The 15,495-nt window shown below is 32.8% G+C and carries 19 protein-coding genes; 12 read left to right on the top strand and 7 right to left on the bottom strand.

The genetic code is table 11. The annotated features are described in order from the left end of the window. Positions 1–3 precede the first annotated feature (3 nt). The 4 genes from era to larB are packed head-to-tail and all read left to right on the top strand — an operon-like array spanning position 4 to position 3,231. Complete coding sequence (gene era / locus A9601_RS16110) at positions 4–915, top strand: GTPase Era (RefSeq protein WP_011818899.1); 912 nt, start codon at positions 4–6, stop codon at positions 913–915. Then, positions 916–2,142 (top strand): tRNA (guanosine(37)-N1)-methyltransferase TrmD, encoded by a 1,227-nt coding sequence (gene trmD, locus A9601_RS18370; protein ID WP_011818898.1) that lies wholly within the window; start codon positions 916–918, stop codon positions 2,140–2,142. Next, positions 2,132–2,578, top strand: coding sequence for a TIGR03792 family protein (locus A9601_RS16095; RefSeq protein WP_011818897.1), 447 nt, complete (start codon positions 2,132–2,134; stop codon positions 2,576–2,578). Before trmD ends, A9601_RS16095 begins: the two co-directional genes overlap by 11 nt. Next, positions 2,575–3,231, top strand: a complete 657-nt coding sequence (gene larB, locus A9601_RS16090) for a nickel pincer cofactor biosynthesis protein LarB (RefSeq protein WP_011818896.1) — start codon at positions 2,575–2,577, stop codon at positions 3,229–3,231. The genes A9601_RS16095 and larB overlap by 4 nt, the downstream gene beginning before the upstream one ends. Positions 3,232–3,235: 4 nt before the next feature. Here the strand turns inward: larB and A9601_RS18955 are convergent, their stop codons facing one another. From A9601_RS18955 to A9601_RS16075, 5 genes are all read right to left on the bottom strand, one after another. Further along, a complete protein-coding gene (locus A9601_RS18955; RefSeq protein WP_011376917.1) occupies positions 3,236–3,367 on the bottom strand; it encodes a hypothetical protein in 132 nt (43 codons plus the stop codon). 67 nt (positions 3,368–3,434) lie between these two features. Continuing rightward, positions 3,435–3,602, bottom strand: coding sequence for a hypothetical protein (locus A9601_RS18745; RefSeq protein WP_011818895.1), 168 nt, complete (start codon positions 3,600–3,602; stop codon positions 3,435–3,437). Between the two features lie 112 nt (positions 3,603–3,714). Next, a complete protein-coding gene (gene thiS / locus A9601_RS16085; protein WP_011818894.1) occupies positions 3,715–3,924 on the bottom strand; it encodes a sulfur carrier protein ThiS in 210 nt (69 codons plus the stop codon). After that, positions 3,914–4,969, bottom strand: coding sequence for a thiamine phosphate synthase (locus A9601_RS16080; RefSeq protein ID WP_011818893.1), 1,056 nt, complete (start codon positions 4,967–4,969; stop codon positions 3,914–3,916). Before A9601_RS16080 ends, thiS begins: the two co-directional genes overlap by 11 nt. Positions 4,970–4,976: 7 nt before the next feature. Beyond that, positions 4,977–5,900 carry a bifunctional riboflavin kinase/FAD synthetase gene (locus tag A9601_RS16075; protein ID WP_011818892.1) on the bottom strand — a complete coding sequence of 308 codons (924 nt, stop codon included), beginning with the start codon at positions 5,898–5,900 and terminating at the stop codon, positions 4,977–4,979. A gap of 68 nt (positions 5,901–5,968) precedes the next feature. On the opposite strand from A9601_RS16075, the gene A9601_RS16070 reads away from it, so the two are divergent. After that, entirely contained in the window at positions 5,969–6,502 is a 534-nt protein-coding gene (locus tag A9601_RS16070; RefSeq protein ID WP_011818891.1) for a DUF3611 family protein, read from the top strand. On the opposite strand, the gene surE is transcribed toward A9601_RS16070, so the two are convergent. Continuing rightward, complete coding sequence (gene surE, locus A9601_RS16065; protein WP_011818890.1) at positions 6,482–7,291, bottom strand: 5'/3'-nucleotidase SurE; 810 nt, start codon at positions 7,289–7,291, stop codon at positions 6,482–6,484. The two genes, A9601_RS16070 and surE, sit on opposite strands and share 21 nt — an antisense overlap. Before the next feature lie 68 nt (positions 7,292–7,359). Between surE and pheS the strand changes: the two genes are divergently transcribed. Beyond that, on the top strand, positions 7,360–8,367 hold the full coding sequence (gene pheS, locus A9601_RS16060) for a phenylalanine--tRNA ligase subunit alpha (RefSeq protein WP_041484562.1): 1,008 nt from the start codon (positions 7,360–7,362) through the stop codon (positions 8,365–8,367). Positions 8,368–8,437: 70 nt separating this feature from the next. Then, positions 8,438–9,346, top strand: a complete 909-nt coding sequence (locus tag A9601_RS16055; RefSeq protein ID WP_011818888.1) for an NAD(+) kinase — start codon at positions 8,438–8,440, stop codon at positions 9,344–9,346. 13 nt (positions 9,347–9,359) lie between these two features. On the opposite strand, the gene A9601_RS16050 is transcribed toward A9601_RS16055, so the two are convergent. After that, positions 9,360–10,634, bottom strand: coding sequence for a bifunctional cobalt-precorrin-7 (C(5))-methyltransferase/cobalt-precorrin-6B (C(15))-methyltransferase (locus A9601_RS16050; protein ID WP_011818887.1), 1,275 nt, complete (start codon positions 10,632–10,634; stop codon positions 9,360–9,362). An 83-nt stretch (positions 10,635–10,717) separates the two neighbouring features. On the opposite strand from A9601_RS16050, the gene A9601_RS16045 reads away from it, so the two are divergent. From A9601_RS16045 to argF, 5 genes are all read left to right on the top strand, one after another. After that, positions 10,718–10,969 carry a hypothetical protein gene (locus A9601_RS16045; RefSeq protein WP_041484627.1) on the top strand — a complete coding sequence of 84 codons (252 nt, stop codon included), beginning with the start codon at positions 10,718–10,720 and terminating at the stop codon, positions 10,967–10,969. Beyond that, a complete protein-coding gene (locus A9601_RS16040; RefSeq protein WP_011818885.1) occupies positions 10,944–11,444 on the top strand; it encodes a DUF3122 domain-containing protein in 501 nt (166 codons plus the stop codon). Before A9601_RS16045 ends, A9601_RS16040 begins: the two co-directional genes overlap by 26 nt. A 15-nt stretch (positions 11,445–11,459) precedes the next feature. Next, positions 11,460–12,554 (top strand): bifunctional diaminohydroxyphosphoribosylaminopyrimidine deaminase/5-amino-6-(5-phosphoribosylamino)uracil reductase RibD, encoded by a 1,095-nt coding sequence (gene ribD, locus A9601_RS16035; RefSeq protein ID WP_011818884.1) that lies wholly within the window; start codon positions 11,460–11,462, stop codon positions 12,552–12,554. Between the two features lie 114 nt (positions 12,555–12,668). After that, positions 12,669–14,531, top strand: coding sequence for an ATP-dependent zinc metalloprotease FtsH (gene ftsH, locus A9601_RS16030; protein ID WP_011818883.1), 1,863 nt, complete (start codon positions 12,669–12,671; stop codon positions 14,529–14,531). Positions 14,532–14,559: 28 nt separating this feature from the next. After that, the gene (argF, locus tag A9601_RS16025; RefSeq protein ID WP_011818882.1) at positions 14,560–15,486 is read left to right on the top strand and encodes an ornithine carbamoyltransferase; all 927 of its coding nucleotides are present in this window, start codon (positions 14,560–14,562) and stop codon (positions 15,484–15,486) included. The last annotated feature ends 9 nt before the right edge of the window (positions 15,487–15,495 follow it).

The raw sequence follows: 15,495 nt of genomic DNA, 5'->3' as shown, positions 1-15,495 counted from the left end.
TCTTTGACCAATTATAGATCTGGGTTTGTAACTTTACTAGGAAGGCCAAATGTGGGTAAATCTACTTTAATAAATAAATTGATTGGCGAAAAAATAACAATTACTTCTCCAATAGCGCAAACTACAAGAAATAAATTAAAAGGAATACTTACTACAAAAGATGGGCAAATAATTTTTGTCGATACTCCTGGTGTGCATAAACCTCATCATCGACTTGGAGAGATATTAGTAAAAAACGCAAAATCGGCAATTAATGGAGTTGATATGGTAATTTTTGTAATTGATTCAAGTGAAGAACCTGGAAGAGGTGATGAATATATTTTGAACTTTTTAATCGCAAATAAAACTGAGTTTATTGTTGCATTAAATAAGTGGGATTTGGTTAATAAAGAATTTAGGAATTTACGATTAGATCAATATAGAAGATTTTTTGGAATTTATAGAAACTTTCAAGTTGTAAGTGCTTCTCAAGGAGAAGGATGTTCTGAACTAATAGATATGGCTCTTAATTTTCTTCCTGAAGGACCAAAACTTTATGGCGAAGAGACGATTTGCGACCAACCGTTAGATAACTTATTATCTGATTTAGTAAGAGAACAGGTATTAAAAAATACAAGAGAAGAAGTACCTCATAGTGTCGCAGTAAAGATAGAAAAGAGAGAGGAAATGAAAAGAAAAAATGGCAAAGTTTTTACAGCCATTTTGGCTACTATTATTGTTGAAAGGTCCACTCAAAAAGGCATTCTTATCGGAAAGAAAGGTTCAATGTTAAAAATGATTGGTCAGTCAGCAAGATCAAATATGTCAAAATTAATTGATGGTCCAGTTCACCTAGAGTTGTTTGTGAAAGTTGTTCCTAATTGGAGAAAAAAAGAATCAAGGTTAATTGAGTTTGGTTATGAGGAAGAATTCTAGATGAGTGGTTTTAATTTTGATGTAATTACATTGTTCCCTAAAGCTTTTGAATTAATAAATAATTTAGGGGTCATAACAAGAGCTCTAGATAAGAAGTTAATCGATGTAAATTTACATGATTTAAGAGAATATGGAGAAGGTTCTTACAGACAAGTAGACGATAAGCCTTATGGAGGAGGAGCAGGTATGGTATTAAAACCTGAACCTATTTATAAGGCATATGAATCAATTAGAAAATCATCTAAAAGTAAAACTTTGTTGATGACCCCTCAGGGTAAAATTTTAAAGCAGAAGGATCTTGCGAGATGGTCCACTTTGGATCAAATAATAATTATTTGTGGTCAATATGAAGGTTTTGATGAAAGGATTAGATGTTTAGCTGATGAAGAGATATCGTTAGGAGATTATGTCCTTTCTGGAGGAGAAATACCCGCTATATCAATAATTAATGGTTTGACTAGGTTATTACCAGGGACTCTTGGTGATCCAGACTCCTTAATCGATGAGAGTCATAATTCTCCTTTATTAGAATATCCTCAATACACAAGGCCTTTAACTTTTAAAGATATGAAAGTGCCAGATATTTTAGTGAGCGGTAATCATGAAGAGATTAAATCGTGGAGAAGAAAAAAAAGTTTCGAAAGAACATTGGAGAGAAGAAGTGACTTAATTTCAAATGAAAACTACAAAAAATCCCCACAAAGTAAGAGAATAATAAAAGAAAATAATCAATTCATGAAATTTAGAATAGGTAATGGATACGATATTCACAGACTAGTAGAGGATAGAGATTTAATTATTGGAGGTGTAAAATTGAATCATCCTGAAAATTTAGGATTGGATGGTCATAGTGATGCTGATGTTTTAAGTCACTCAATAATGGATGCATTATTAGGAGCGCTTTCGTTGGGCGACATAGGAAAGTATTTCCCCCCATCTGATGAAAAATGGAAAAATGCTGATAGCTTGTTTTTGTTGTCAAAAGTAATTGACTTGATAAGACAAGATGGTTGGGAAATAAATAATATTGATAGTGTTCTAGTTGCTGAAAGGCCAAAAATCATGCCACATGTAAAACTAATGAAAAAAAACATTTCTGAAATTTTAAATATTGATGAAAATTTAATTGGCATTAAAGCAACCACTAATGAAAAATTGGGTCCAGAAGGTAGAGAAGAGGGTATAAGTTGCCATTCAGTAGTTCTTCTTGAGAAAAATGAGTTTTAATTTAAATTTGAAAAAAAATTTTCAAAGATTTTGTTTATTATTAATTTGTTCAGTAGTTTTAATTTTTCAATCTGAATTTCCCAATTTAAAAGCTCTTACAATGGATAATTTTCAAAGTGAAATGGTCATAGAGGAATTAAGACTTAAAGTACCTGCTGATGCAAAAGGAGCTTGGCTAAATGCGGAGAAAGAAATATGGGAGCCATGGTTATCTTCTCAAGATGGTTTTTTGGGTAGACAGTTATTTTGGGATAAGGAAAAAGAAGAAGCTTTAATATTAGTAAATTGGAAAAGTAAGAAGTTATGGAAAAGCATACCAATGTCAGAAGTAAATTTAGTTCAACAAAAATTTGAAGATAATGTTAAAGCTGCTCTAAATGTAGGGGATAATCCTTTTGAATTGATTTATGAGGGAGAATTGGATAAACAAAGATGAATTTTGATATCAAGTTTGATTTTCAAAGAAGAGATAGGCTTGGACTCATTGAGGCTATTTGGGGGCAAGATAAGAGCATCGATCAATTAGAAAGATTATGTGGAAATGTATTAAGTAAAAATGAGGTTGTTTTCATTACTAGGATTAATAGTGAAAAGGCTAATTATCTTTTAGATTTATATGATGATGCACGATTCTATGAAAAAGCAAATTGCCTAACAATTGGGAAAAATTTTAATAAAATAATCACCAATAAAAAAGTTGCTATAATTTCAGGCGGCTCTAGCGATTTGGCCATAACACTTGAAGCACAATTAGCGCTTGAAATTTATGGCGTGAATTGTCAATCTTTTATAGATGTTGGAGTAGCGGGACTTCATCGATTGATGAGTCAGTTAGAAGAAATTAATAAATATGATGTATTAATAGTTTGTGCTGGAATGGAAGGAGCTTTGGCTACAGTTGTGGGCGGATTGTTGGCTCAACCGATAATTGCAGTACCTGTCTCAGTAGGATATGGCGTTAGCAAGGATGGAGAAACCGCTTTAAATAGTATGTTATCAAGCTGTTCTCCAGGCATTGCAGTTATGAATATAGATAATGGTTACGGAGCAGCAATGGCGGCTCTCAGAATTATTAAAAGTATTTCTTAAATAATCACTTTTTTTCAATTTCTAATAGGTTTTCTATCCATAAATTTAGTTGTTTTGATAGCATTCCTTCTTCTCTCATTTTGATTGCTTTTATTACGACTTCTGTATTTACCCATTCTGGAAATCTTTTCGGCATTTATTTTTTTATTCAGTATTTTTAATTTGGTACAGATTTTTATAAAAACAAGATCTAAGTAACAAATTTAATCTTTTATGTTTGATTTTGTACCTAATCTGGACAGCTCAGAGGAGGTATGTTCACTTTCTACATTTTTTAATCTTTCAATTAGTTCAGAGAGATCTTTATGTGCTAACTCCCCATTTTGCTCCCATTTTAGAGACCTTGAGTTGTTATCAATTTTTTCTTTCATTGTTAAAATCAAGCACTTAAAATATAAAACGAAAATAGGAGAAATTTGGTTATTGTTTCAAGCCTAAACTTAAAAAAATATGAAGATTTTTAATAAATCAAATATTTTTCTTTTATCCGCCACCAACTATTGAAACAATTTCTAAATTATCACCATCTTTAAGCTTCACTTTTTCCCATTTCATTGAATTTATAATTAAATTATTTAACTCCACTACAATTGTGTTTGGTTTATATCCCATATGGTGAAGAGCTTTAGATAGTAGAGCATTTTCTTGATCAAGTTCTATTTTTTTTTCTTCTCCATTTACCCTAATTTTCATGAGACAATTCTTTTAAAATCATCATAGCGTCTTCTTTAGGATCTTCAGAATTCATTAATTCCGAAACTAAGGCAACTTTTTTAAACCCATTTCTTTTTAAATATGAAATGTTATTTGACTTGATTCCTCCGATAGCAAACCAAGGAATATTTAAATCCTTTGTTAATGTTTTGATATTTTCAATACCTAAAGGTTTTTTATTCTTTTTTGTCGTAGTTTCAAATACTGGCCCTATCCCTATGTAGTCACAACCCTCGTCAAGAGCATTTGAAATATCAATTGCATTATTTGCACTTATACCGATTATTTTTGAATATCCAAATAGCTTTCTTGTGGTTTTTAAGTCTAAATCGTCTTGTCCAAGATGAATCCCATCCGCGTTAGATGCTAGAGCTATATCAAGTCTATCGTTAACTATGAACAAAGAATTATATCTTTTACATAGATTTTTAATCTCAATTGCTTCTTGAAGATGATCTTGATCAGTTCCCGTTTTAAATCTATGCTGAATAATTTTTACTCCCGCAATTAAAATCTCTTCAATTATTTCTAATAAATTGTCCTTTTGATCTGTGATTACATATAAGTCATTTTCTTTTAATATTTTCTCCGACTTCTTAAACTTGCTAAAACTTAATAGGTCAATTTCAACAGTATAAATTTCATATCTAATTTCAGAAGCGATTTTTGAAAGCTCATTATTGTGCAGCCTTGAGAATTCCTCTATGACTCGTAATGCTTCTTGAACTCTTGCTGAATTAGAACTTATAATTTGCTCAGAAGTTTTTCTGTTTAATTGCTCTTGATGAGTCAATCCTTTACAATTGTCTTCGATCTGATTTCTAGATTGTTTATAAACTTCTAAATGATTTTTTCCTAAAATTTGTCTAAAATTTTTAATTTTTTCAACATATTTTTCTTTGCCTAGACCAAATCTAGCCCAATCCTCTAATACTCTTAGTCCTTCTCTTGCTCTATCTAGATTAGCGTCAATAATCTGATAAATTCTTAAATCTTCATGGTCTTTAGTATTGGAATTCAGCATTTGTAATTTATTTTTTGTAGTTTTTAAAAATTTTCAGAGCATTATCTCTATCTATTTTAATTTGATTAGAAAGTTGATCTATATTTTTGAACTTGATTTGTGATCTAAGTTTTTCAACTGGTTCAACAGATAGATTTAAACCATATAGATCGATATCTTTATTTATTAAATGAACTTCAACTGCAGATGGCAATAAAGGATTAATTGTTGGTTGAGAGCCAAGATTCATAACAGATTCAATTTTTTTGTTGGAATTTTCTATGGTTGTCCAAGATGCGTAAACTCCTTCTCCAGGTAAAAATTTTCTGCCATCTATTTCAAGATTTGCGGTAGGCCATCCTATACTTTTTCCAATTCCTTTACCTTTAACTACCTTTCCATTAAAACTATAAGGCCTATTAAGAATTTTGAAAGCGTTGTTCAGATCACTTTTCTCTAATAGATTTCTTATTCTGCTGCTGCTAATTCTACCGTCCTTGTCTTCTAAAATTGGAATAATTTTTAGTTTAATATCCGTATCCTTAATCATATTTTTTATTGTATTTATATCTCCACTTCTTCTGAAACCAAATTTAAAATTAGCACCTACAGAAATGTTTTTTGCTTGTAATTGATTTATCAAAATATCTCTTACGAATCTTTCTGCACTTAATTTGGATAGTTCTATATCAAAAGGAATCAGAACTAATTGTTCAATTCCCAGATCTTCAAGAATAGATAGTTTTTCATTAGGGAGATCAAGCCTAAGACGCATCTCTTTGTAAAGAACTTCTCGGGGATGAGGCCAGAAGCTTGCAATTGTTGGGGTATATTGATTCTCTTCAACTACACTTTTTATTAATTGTCTGTGGCCAGCATGAAGGCCATCAAAACTTCCAATAGCTATTGAGGTAGGACTTTTAACTTCAGATGGCGATATTAAAGAGATCAAAAGATTACGTGCAATTTTATGATTTTGATGGCAAATTTGAATAGATTATAATTTATTCAATCAAATGAATGTCTGACAAAATTGATTTTCAGTCCCTTTCATTTGGAATGCGGCGCATTGGGTGGATACGCTTTTGGGTTCAATCCATTTTAGGTGTTGTTGTTGCAGCTGTTTTGCTTTTTTCAAATGTTGTAAATAATAGCGAAGGACAGCTTGGCTTAGCGCCTGGTCTATCACTTACGACAATATCTTTGATCTTACTACTTTTTAGTCTTTGGCAAGGTTGGTTAATAGTTAGAACAGGTAGAGCAATCGCAAGCAACGCTAGACCTTCAAGAGGACAAACAAGTAAATTAATAAAAAGAGGACTTATAGTTGATTTATTAGGTATTTTGTTTGGATTAATTGGATATCAAGCACTTATGGGGGCTCTATTTATACAGGCATCCTCTCAAACAACTGGTCAATTGATAACTGCGACATCTGATATTCCAATTACTGGACTTGAAATATTATCAGTTCTCAGTAACACACAAGTTATTGCTGCTCATTTTTTTGGGCTTTGCTTTTCTTTATGGCTTTTAAGAAGGATTTATAAATGAATTATTAATTTTAGGTAAGTTTTCTAAATCACCTCTCCAAAATAAATCTGGTTCCACAGGTGTTAGAGATATTTTATTGTCTTGTATTTGAGATACGTCACTGGGCCAGTTCTTTGGGCCATAACCTTTTGATTTAAGATCTAAAACTACCTCACCTGCTAACCAATAATAATCGTCACCCCTTGGATCCTCCCTTTTGGAAAATTGATTTTTATATTTTCTTACTGATAATCTTGTCCAAGATAATTCTTTTATTTTGCTTTTGTCGCAAGGTGGTATATTCAAGTTTAATAGAAGTGAAGCAGGCCAACTATCGTTAATTGCTTGTTCGGCAATATTCATAGCAATTTCTCCAGCAGCTTCAAAATTCTTCCATTTAAAACTAGCAACACTTATTGCCATTGAAGGAACATTTTCTAAAGTGCCCTCCATGGCTGCAGCTACTGTCCCAGAACAAAATATATCTGTCCCTAAATTTGGACCGTGATTTATTCCAGATAGAATTAGATCAGGTTTATTATCCAATAGTTCAGATAGTGCTAATTTAACGCAATCAGCAGGCGTGCCAGAACATCCCCAAGCTTCAATTCCTTCCCCAAACAATTCGTCAGCTTTTTCCACTCTTAAAGGAGATTGTAAAGTTAGACCATGACCAGTAGCTGATCTTTCTTGGTCAGGACATACTACTTTTACTTTATGTCCTCTTTTTTGAGCTGATTTTGCTAATGCTCTTATCCCTGCAGCAAAAACACCATCATCATTGCTAATTAATATATTTAACGGTTTCATTAATCAATGCATTTTATTTATGGACAATATTTAAGTAAGATAAAGTGATACTTATTTTTACTATATCAGTGAGTCAAATTGAATCATTAAGTCAAATTGAGGGAAAACTAAATAATCTTTCTCTTGCAGCAAAAAAAAATATAGATAATCTTAATACCCATGAAGAGCTAGATCAATTAAAAGTTTCTTTGCTAGGAAAAAAAGGTGATTTGTCAGTTATCTTGAAAACAATGGGGCAATTATCTGCTACTGATAGGCCAATTGTTGGCCAGAAGGCAAACTTAATAAAGATAAATTTGCAAGAATTAATAACTGAAAAGAAAAACCAACTAAATAGTGAAGCTTTAGATAAAAAGATTAAAACAGAAAAAATTGATGTAACTATTCCTGCAATTGGAACACCACCAGGAAAAAAACATCCTTTAATATCAACTCAAGATGAAATAATAGATATTTTTTGTGGTTTAGGATACTCAGTAGAAAGTGGTCCTGAAATAGAAACTGATTTTTATAATTTTGAGTCTCTCAACATACCCAAGAATCACCCAGCAAGAGATATGCAGGATACTTTCTACTTAGATGAAAATCAACTTTTGAGGACCCATACTTCACCTGTTCAGATAAGGTACTTAGAGAATAATCCTCCTCCAGTAAGAATAATTGCTCCCGGGAGAGTATATAGGAGAGATGCAGTAGATGCTACTCATTCCCCTGTATTTAATCAGGTTGAGGTTTTATGTATCGATCAAGACATTAATTTTAGTCATTTAAGAGGAACAGTTCTTACATTTTTAAAAGCCTTTTTTGGAGATATTCCTGTAAGATTTAGAGCTAGTTATTTCCCATTTACTGAACCTTCAGCAGAAGTAGACGTCCAGTGGAAAGGTAAATGGTTAGAAGTAATGGGTTGCGGAATGGTTGATCCAAAGGTCTTAGAAAAATTAGGAATTGATTCTGAGAAATGGACTGGTTTTGCAGCAGGATTAGGAGTTGAGAGATTTTGTATGGTTAGACATCAGATCGATGACATCCGAAAATTTTATACAAATGATATTAGATTCTTAGAACAGTTCTAATAGTATTTAATTTTTAAATTAGGATTGTCCAACAAATTAGTTTAAGATAGTCCTAGTTTTAATTTTTTGATTGGTACGTAAAGCAGGACTAATCGTTAATGATGGAAAGGAACTAGCTGTTCAAACTGCAACTTCTGTTCAAAAAAAATTGGAAAAATCTAATTTTGAAGTTGTAAGAGTTAGTAGCTCCGGAGGGATGGTTGGTTTCGCAAATCCTGATCAACATGTACGTCCCTTGGGATATACGAATTGTGTCCCTGAGGGGTTTGACTCATCAATGGAATTCGCAATTGTTCTTGGCGGAGATGGGACTGTACTTTCTGCTGCAAGGCAAACGGCACCTGCTAAAGTTCCAATTCTTACAATAAATACTGGTCATTTAGGATTTCTTGCGGAAGCTTACTTATCTAACCTAGATGAGGCTATAGATAAAATAATTGCTGGAAATTGGGATATTGAAGAAAGAACTTGCTTTATCATTAGCGTAATGAGGAATGATCAGAGGAGATGGGAGTCTCTTTGCCTTAATGAGATGGCTCTTCATAGAGAACCTCTAACAAGTATGTGTCACTTTGAAATTTCTATAGGTCGACATGCTCCTGTGGATATTTCAGCTGATGGAGTAATTTTATCTACTCCAACTGGTTCTACCGCCTATTCTCTAAGTGCTGGAGGACCAGTTATCACACCTGATTGTCCAGTCGTGCAATTAACTCCAATTGCTCCACATTCATTGGCATCTAGGGCATTGGTTTTTAATGATTCAGAGCCAGTAACTGTTTTTCCTGCAACTCCTGAAAGATTAGTAATGGTTGTTGATGGCAATGCTGGTTGTTATGTTTGGCCTGAAGATAGGGTTTTAATAAGAAAAAGTAAACACTCAGTAAAATTTATTAGACTTGAAGATCACGAATTTTTCCAAGTTTTAAGAAATAAACTTGGTTGGGGTTTACCCCATGTGGCTAAACCTGAAAAATAACAATTATTTGAATTTATTTTTTCCCTGTTAATAGAAAAACAGGATTATTTGGTTCTAGTCTCATTCCCTCCGCAATACTTAAGCTTTTATAGGTCTGAATTAAATTTAAATTTGTTTTGAAATTTTTATCTTCTAATTCCTCTTTCAATTCTTTAATAGTTTGAATATTTATTATTGGGATAACGATAATGTCTCCAATATCCATATCTTGTGCAATTTTATTAATAATCTGGAGTTTAGTTTTTTTATCACATCCTCCAATTATTAATCTATTAGGGTTTTCAAAAGAACTTAAATTTCTCGCATTCAAGGTGTGATTTATGTCTTCCTCAAAAATAAATTTTGGGTTGACGTCAAGCCTTTTTGAGTTTTCTAGTATTAATTCTTTTGAGCCAATCCTTTTATCGAAACAAAACAAATCCAAATTAGGCCTTAGCTTTAATGCCTCTAAACCAATTGATCCACAACCTGCTCCTATATCCCAAATGACACCATTTCTTGGGAGCTCTAAAGCAGCTAATATTTGAATGCGAACTTCTCTCTTAGTTAATAAATTTGGTCTATCATCAAAAGTCTTAAAAACATTGTCATTGATTCCGAATAGAGGAAGATTGTTGTTCGAATAATTTTCCTTTTTTTTTGAAAGAATAGCAATATTCAAATTTGATATATCTGAGGGCAATGACTCTTTAAGATTTAATTTCCTGATTTTTTCATTTTCGAAGCCTATTTCTTCACAGAGCCAAAAATCATAGATGTCAATCAGATCAAGTTCTGATAAATTTTTTTTGATTATTTCTAGACTTTTGTTATTTGAATCTGTAATGACAGCCAAATTTGACGGTCTTGCTTTAAGAGCTTCAATTAACTTAGTCGAATCTCTTCCGTGAATACTCACATTAACAGTATCTTGCCATGGGAACTTTAACTTACTAAATGCTAATTGAATGCAAGTATTTGCAGGGTAGAAACTTAATTCATCTTTTGAAAAATTTTCTAGTAGTATTCTCCCAATTCCAAACCAGAGAGGATCTCCTCTTGAAATTAAAATAACATCAGTTTTTTGTGATCTAAGCCAGTTAACAAGTTCCTGATTACTGTTGCTCGAAAAAAATAATTTATTTTTTTCTAAACCATTTTCGCTCCATGATTTTATTTTTTCAAAATATGAATTTGGAACTGCAATATTTTCTGTTTCTAAAAATAGATTTTGTAATTTGAAAGATAGATCCTCAAATTTATAAGAATTAATTCCTACTACATGAATTTTTCTTTTTTTTTCAGTCATGAATATTTAATTAAAAGAAACTTATTTATTTGAATGTTTTATTAAATTATCTTATGATTATTCGAACTTCCATAATAAATCAATTGTCTGAAAGAAGAAAGAGATTACATGATTTATTATTAACTCTAATAAACAAAGATAGTGAATTAGAGTTAATTGAAGAAGATTCTAGCGATTTAACATCTAGCTATTCCGAAAAAGACACTTTGAATTTATCTCGAGTTATAGAAAAAAATCGTAAAATAATCAAAAGATATCAAGCTATTGTAAGAACAGCTGTTACTCTTGATGCCCTAATGGATTCTGAAAATGAAGAAAATTACAAAATCAAATAAAAATATTTTTTTAAAAAAAATATTACCTTTACTTTTACTACTATCCTTTATTTTTAACCCATTAAAAGTATCCGCAGAAGTTACAGAAACAGAAATAAATGGGGAATTTATGAATGCCAGCAGTGAGTTTTTAAGAGATTTGGACTTTGAAACTTGGCAATTAGTTGCCTATAAATCACCTCTTTTTGAAGATAAATTGATCTTGAGAGTAATAGGATATCCAGGAAACCTTAGGATTGATCATCCCACTGACTTGAGGGTTGAATCAGGGAGAAAACAGTGGCTTTTAGATGATAAAACATTACTTAATGTTGAATTGGCAAATGATCGAAGACAAGCTGCAGCAGAATTCGATCTTGATGAATTGATTAAAAATTTAGATAAAAATAGACCATTAAGATTATCTTTGTCGGGAGTTTTTTCTGAGTTACCTGTTCCTCCTTTTGTTGTTAAAGAATGGAGATCATTAAACTGAATTTGACTTTTGGAGATGACTGAAAAAAATGTAAGCCATATAAAATGGATGAAAAGAGCAATCTTTTTGGCTTCTTTAGGAAAAAATACAACGAGTCCTAACCCTAGGGTGGGAGCAGTGATAATTGATAAGAATGGAAAGCTTATTGCAGAAGGATTTCATTACAAGGCTGGCATGCCCCATGCTGAAGCGATGGCTTTTAATAATTTAAAAAAAGATCCCAAAGGTGGATCAATTTATGTAAATCTTGAACCTTGCTGTCACCAAGGTAGAACACCGCCATGTGTAGATAAAGTGATATCCTCGGGGATAAAAAAGGCTTATATATCTATTGAAGACCCTGATGCAAGAGTCGCTGGTAAAGGTATTAAACTGTTAGAAGAAGCTGGAATACAAGTTCATTTAGGATTATGTAAAAAGGAATCCTTAGATTTAAATAACGCTTTCATTCATAGGAATATTACTAACAAGGCATTTGGAGTTTTTAAATGGGCAATGAGTATTGATGGGAGAATAGCTTTAAAAAATGGAAAAAGTAAATGGATTACTAATGAAGAATCAAGAGCATTAGTACACTCTTTTAGATCAGAATTTGATGCAATAATCATTGGCGGAAACACATTAAGAAGAGATAATCCCCTTTTGACTACAAGAGGTTTAAAAAATCCTGAGCCTTTGCGAGTTGTGTTTACAAAAAGTTTAGACCTGCCAACAAAATCTAATCTTTGGGATTGTAATAAAGCAAAAACATTAGTTATTTATGATTCTTCAACTGCAAATGAAAGCTACCTTAATAGGATTCCAAAATCTGTTGAAATTGAAAAGGTATCATCAGATAATCCAGAGTTAATTTCAAAAATACTTGCTAAAAGGGGATGTAATAAAGTTTTGTGGGAATGTGGTCCTCGATTGGCTACTGCCGCAATTAAATCTAATTGTATTCAAGAAATTATAACTTTTATTGCTCCAAAAATTTTAGGAGGAGAAAATAGTATGAATCCCCTTGGGGATTTTGAGTTTGGAGAAATGCATGAAATTATTAAATTAAGCGAATCTCAGCATAGTTTGATTGGTGATGATATATGCGTTAAGGGTTCATTGAAAAATTAATTTTTAAGAAATTTTATATGGGTTAAAGTACCGTACGGTTCTCACCCAAAAAAAACAATACAGATACGAAACCCCTTCGTTTAGTTTATAATAAGTTCAAATTTGACCACAATTATGCCAATAAGACAAGACGATAATCAACCTAATAGAAGATTTGGAATTGTAAATATCATTTTGATAGGGGTTGGAGCATTACTCCTATTTAGTAGCCTCTTCCCTAGTCAAAATATGCAAATTCCTAGGGTTCCTTATTCTTTATTTATTGATCAGGTTAATGATGGGGAAGTTAAGCGTGCTTACATCACACAAGAACAAATTAGATATGAATTAAATGGAGCTGAAGAAGGAGCTCCTTCAGTATTGGCTACTACTCCAATATTTGATATGGACCTTCCACAAAGATTAGAGAGTAAAGGGGTTGAATTCGCTGCTGCGCCTCCTAAAAAACCTAATTTCTTCTCAACAATTTTAAGTTGGGTTGTTCCTCCTTTGATTTTTATCCTTGTCTTACAATTCTTTGCTAGAAGAAGTATGGGTGGTGGTGGAGCTCAAGGAGCTCTAAGTTTTACTAAAAGTAAAGCTAAAGTTTATGTGCCAGATGATGAATCAAAAGTAACATTTGCAGATGTAGCTGGAGTTGATGAAGCTAAGGATGAATTAACAGAAATAGTTGATTTTTTAAAAAAACCTGAAAGATATACTGATATTGGAGCGCGAATACCTAAGGGTGTACTCCTTGTAGGACCTCCAGGAACAGGAAAAACTCTTCTCTCAAAGGCTGTAGCTGGTGAGGCAGAAGTCCCTTTCTTCATTATTTCAGGTTCTGAATTTGTTGAGCTTTTTGTAGGTGCAGGTGCGGCAAGAGTTAGGGATTTGTTTGAACAAGCAAAGAAAAAAGCTCCTTGCATTATTTTTATTGATGAATTAGATGCTATAGGTAAAAGTCGTTCTGGGTCTATGGGAGTAGTTGGCGGAAATGACGAAAGAGAACAAACTCTAAATCAGTTGCTAACTGAAATGGATGGTTTCGCTTCAGCTGATAAGCCTGTTATAGTTCTTGCTGCTACTAACCAACCGGAAGTCCTAGATGCCGCGTTATTAAGGCCTGGAAGATTCGATAGGCAAGTTTTAGTCGATAGACCTGATTTGTCAGGAAGAAAAACAATTCTAGAAATTTACACAAAAAAAGTTAAATTAGCAGACTCTATAGATTTAGATTCCATAGCACAAGCAACAAGCGGTTTTGCAGGTGCCGATTTAGCAAACATGGTTAATGAAGCTGCTTTACTTGCAGCCAGAGCCAAAAGAAAAAGTGTAGAGCAACAAGATTTAAGTGAGGCTATTGAGAGAGTTGTTGCTGGTTTGGAAAAGAAGAGTCGTGTTTTGCAAGATGATGAAAAGAAAGTCGTTGCCTACCATGAAGTTGGTCATGCAATAGTTGGCCATCTTATGCCTGGAGGTTCAAAAGTTGCAAAAATCTCAATCGTTCCTAGAGGAATGAGTGCCTTGGGTTACACTCTTCAACTTCCTACAGAAGAAAGATTTTTAAATTCTAAAGAAGAATTAAAAGGTCAAATAGCCACACTTCTTGGCGGTAGGTCTGCTGAGGAAGTCGTATTTGGAAAAATAACAACTGGAGCTTCAAATGATCTTCAAAGAGCAACTGATATAGCAGAACAAATGGTCGGTACATTCGGAATGAGTGATATTCTTGGTCCCCTTGCTTATGACAAACAAGGTGGAGGTCAGTTTTTAGGAAATGGAAACAACCCAAGAAGATCTGTTAGTGATGCTACTGCTCAAGCAATAGATAAAGAGGTTAGAGATTTAGTTGATGATGCACACGAAACAGCACTTAATATTTTGAGGAATAATTTACCTCTTCTTGAATCGATTTCTCAAAAAATTCTCCAAGAAGAAGTTATAGAGGGTGAGGATCTTAAAACCCTCTTGGCAGAGAGTAAGATGCCAGCATAGTAGAATTTGGGTTTTAGTATAAAGTTAGATGTTAAATCCGATCAAGCTTGCAAGTAAAAATTTCTTATCAAGCTTGGATACTTCACTTGAAGAATTTCTTCATATTTTAGAGTTAGCCAAAAATTTTAAAAATAAAGATCTAAGTATAAAACTCCAAGAAAAAGTTTTAGGGTTAATTTTTGATAAGTCATCAACTCGCACCAGAGTTAGCTTCCAAGTGGCAATGTCAAGACTTGGTGGCACCACAGTTGACCTAAATCCTACTACTTCACAAATTGGGAGGGGAGAGCCAATCAGAGATACAGCAAGAGTGCTAAGTAGATACTGCGATGTTCTTGCGATAAGAACGTTTAAACAAACTGATTTGGAAGAGTACGCAAAATGGTCCTCTAAACCAATTATTAATGCTCTTACTGATTTAGAACATCCATGTCAGGCACTAGCTGATTTTATGACAATTAAAGAGGAATTTCTTGATTTTAACGATGTAGTTTTGACATTTATTGGAGACGGTAATAACGTCGCAAATTCTCTTATTTTATGTGGCGCGTTATTAGGAGTAGAAGTTAGGATTGCATGCCCTAAAGGTTATGAACCTAACTCGTTGTTAATTGATAAAGCATATGAAATATATGAAAATAAGAATTTGTTGAAAATCACTAATGAACCCAACACCGCTGTTTTAGGAGCAAATGTTCTTTATACAGATGTTTGGTCATCTATGGGTGAAGAAAATCAAAAAGATGAGAAAGAAAAAGTTTTTAATGGTTTTACTATTGACAGAGATTTAGTTAGTAAGGCCGATAAAGATGCAATTATTCTTCATTGCCTTCCTGCCTATAGATCCAAAGAGATAACTGATGAAATATTTGAAAGTCACAAAAGTAGAATTTTTGATCAAGCGGAAAATAGATTACATGCTCAACAAGCTCTTTTATCTTGCATTCTCCAATAGAAATACTTG

The sequence above is a fragment of the Prochlorococcus marinus str. AS9601 genome, from assembly GCF_000015645.1.
Classification (GTDB): domain Bacteria; phylum Cyanobacteriota; class Cyanobacteriia; order PCC-6307; family Cyanobiaceae; genus Prochlorococcus_A; species Prochlorococcus_A marinus_O.
This window is presented reverse-complemented; position numbering and strand designations above follow the sequence as displayed.

Bases quoted from the DNA above. Each gene is read 5' to 3' on its own strand.
- A9601_RS16095 (WP_011818897.1), top strand. From the start codon at position 2,132: ATGAGTTTTAATTTAAATTTGAAAAAAAATTTTCAAAGATTTTGTTTA.
- A9601_RS16050 (WP_011818887.1), bottom strand. From the start codon at position 10,634: ATGACTGAAAAAAAAAGAAAAATTCATGTAGTAGGAATTAATTCTTAT.
- argF (WP_011818882.1), top strand. From the start codon at position 14,560: ATGTTAAATCCGATCAAGCTTGCAAGTAAAAATTTCTTATCAAGCTTG.
- A9601_RS18745 (WP_011818895.1), bottom strand. From the start codon at position 3,602: ATGAAAGAAAAAATTGATAACAACTCAAGGTCTCTAAAATGGGAGCAA.
- A9601_RS16070 (WP_011818891.1), top strand. From the start codon at position 5,969: ATGTCTGACAAAATTGATTTTCAGTCCCTTTCATTTGGAATGCGGCGC.
- thiS (WP_011818894.1), bottom strand. From the start codon at position 3,924: ATGAAAATTAGGGTAAATGGAGAAGAAAAAAAAATAGAACTTGATCAA.
- A9601_RS16080 (WP_011818893.1), bottom strand. From the start codon at position 4,969: ATGCTGAATTCCAATACTAAAGACCATGAAGATTTAAGAATTTATCAG.
- A9601_RS16040 (WP_011818885.1), top strand. From the start codon at position 10,944: ATGAAGAAAATTACAAAATCAAATAAAAATATTTTTTTAAAAAAAATA.
- ribD (WP_011818884.1), top strand. From the start codon at position 11,460: ATGACTGAAAAAAATGTAAGCCATATAAAATGGATGAAAAGAGCAATC.
- larB (WP_011818896.1), top strand. From the start codon at position 2,575: ATGAATTTTGATATCAAGTTTGATTTTCAAAGAAGAGATAGGCTTGGA.
- trmD (WP_011818898.1), top strand. From the start codon at position 916: ATGAGTGGTTTTAATTTTGATGTAATTACATTGTTCCCTAAAGCTTTT.
- A9601_RS18955 (WP_011376917.1), bottom strand. From the start codon at position 3,367: ATGCCGAAAAGATTTCCAGAATGGGTAAATACAGAAGTCGTAATAAAA.
- surE (WP_011818890.1), bottom strand. From the start codon at position 7,291: ATGAAACCGTTAAATATATTAATTAGCAATGATGATGGTGTTTTTGCT.
- ftsH (WP_011818883.1), top strand. From the start codon at position 12,669: ATGCCAATAAGACAAGACGATAATCAACCTAATAGAAGATTTGGAATT.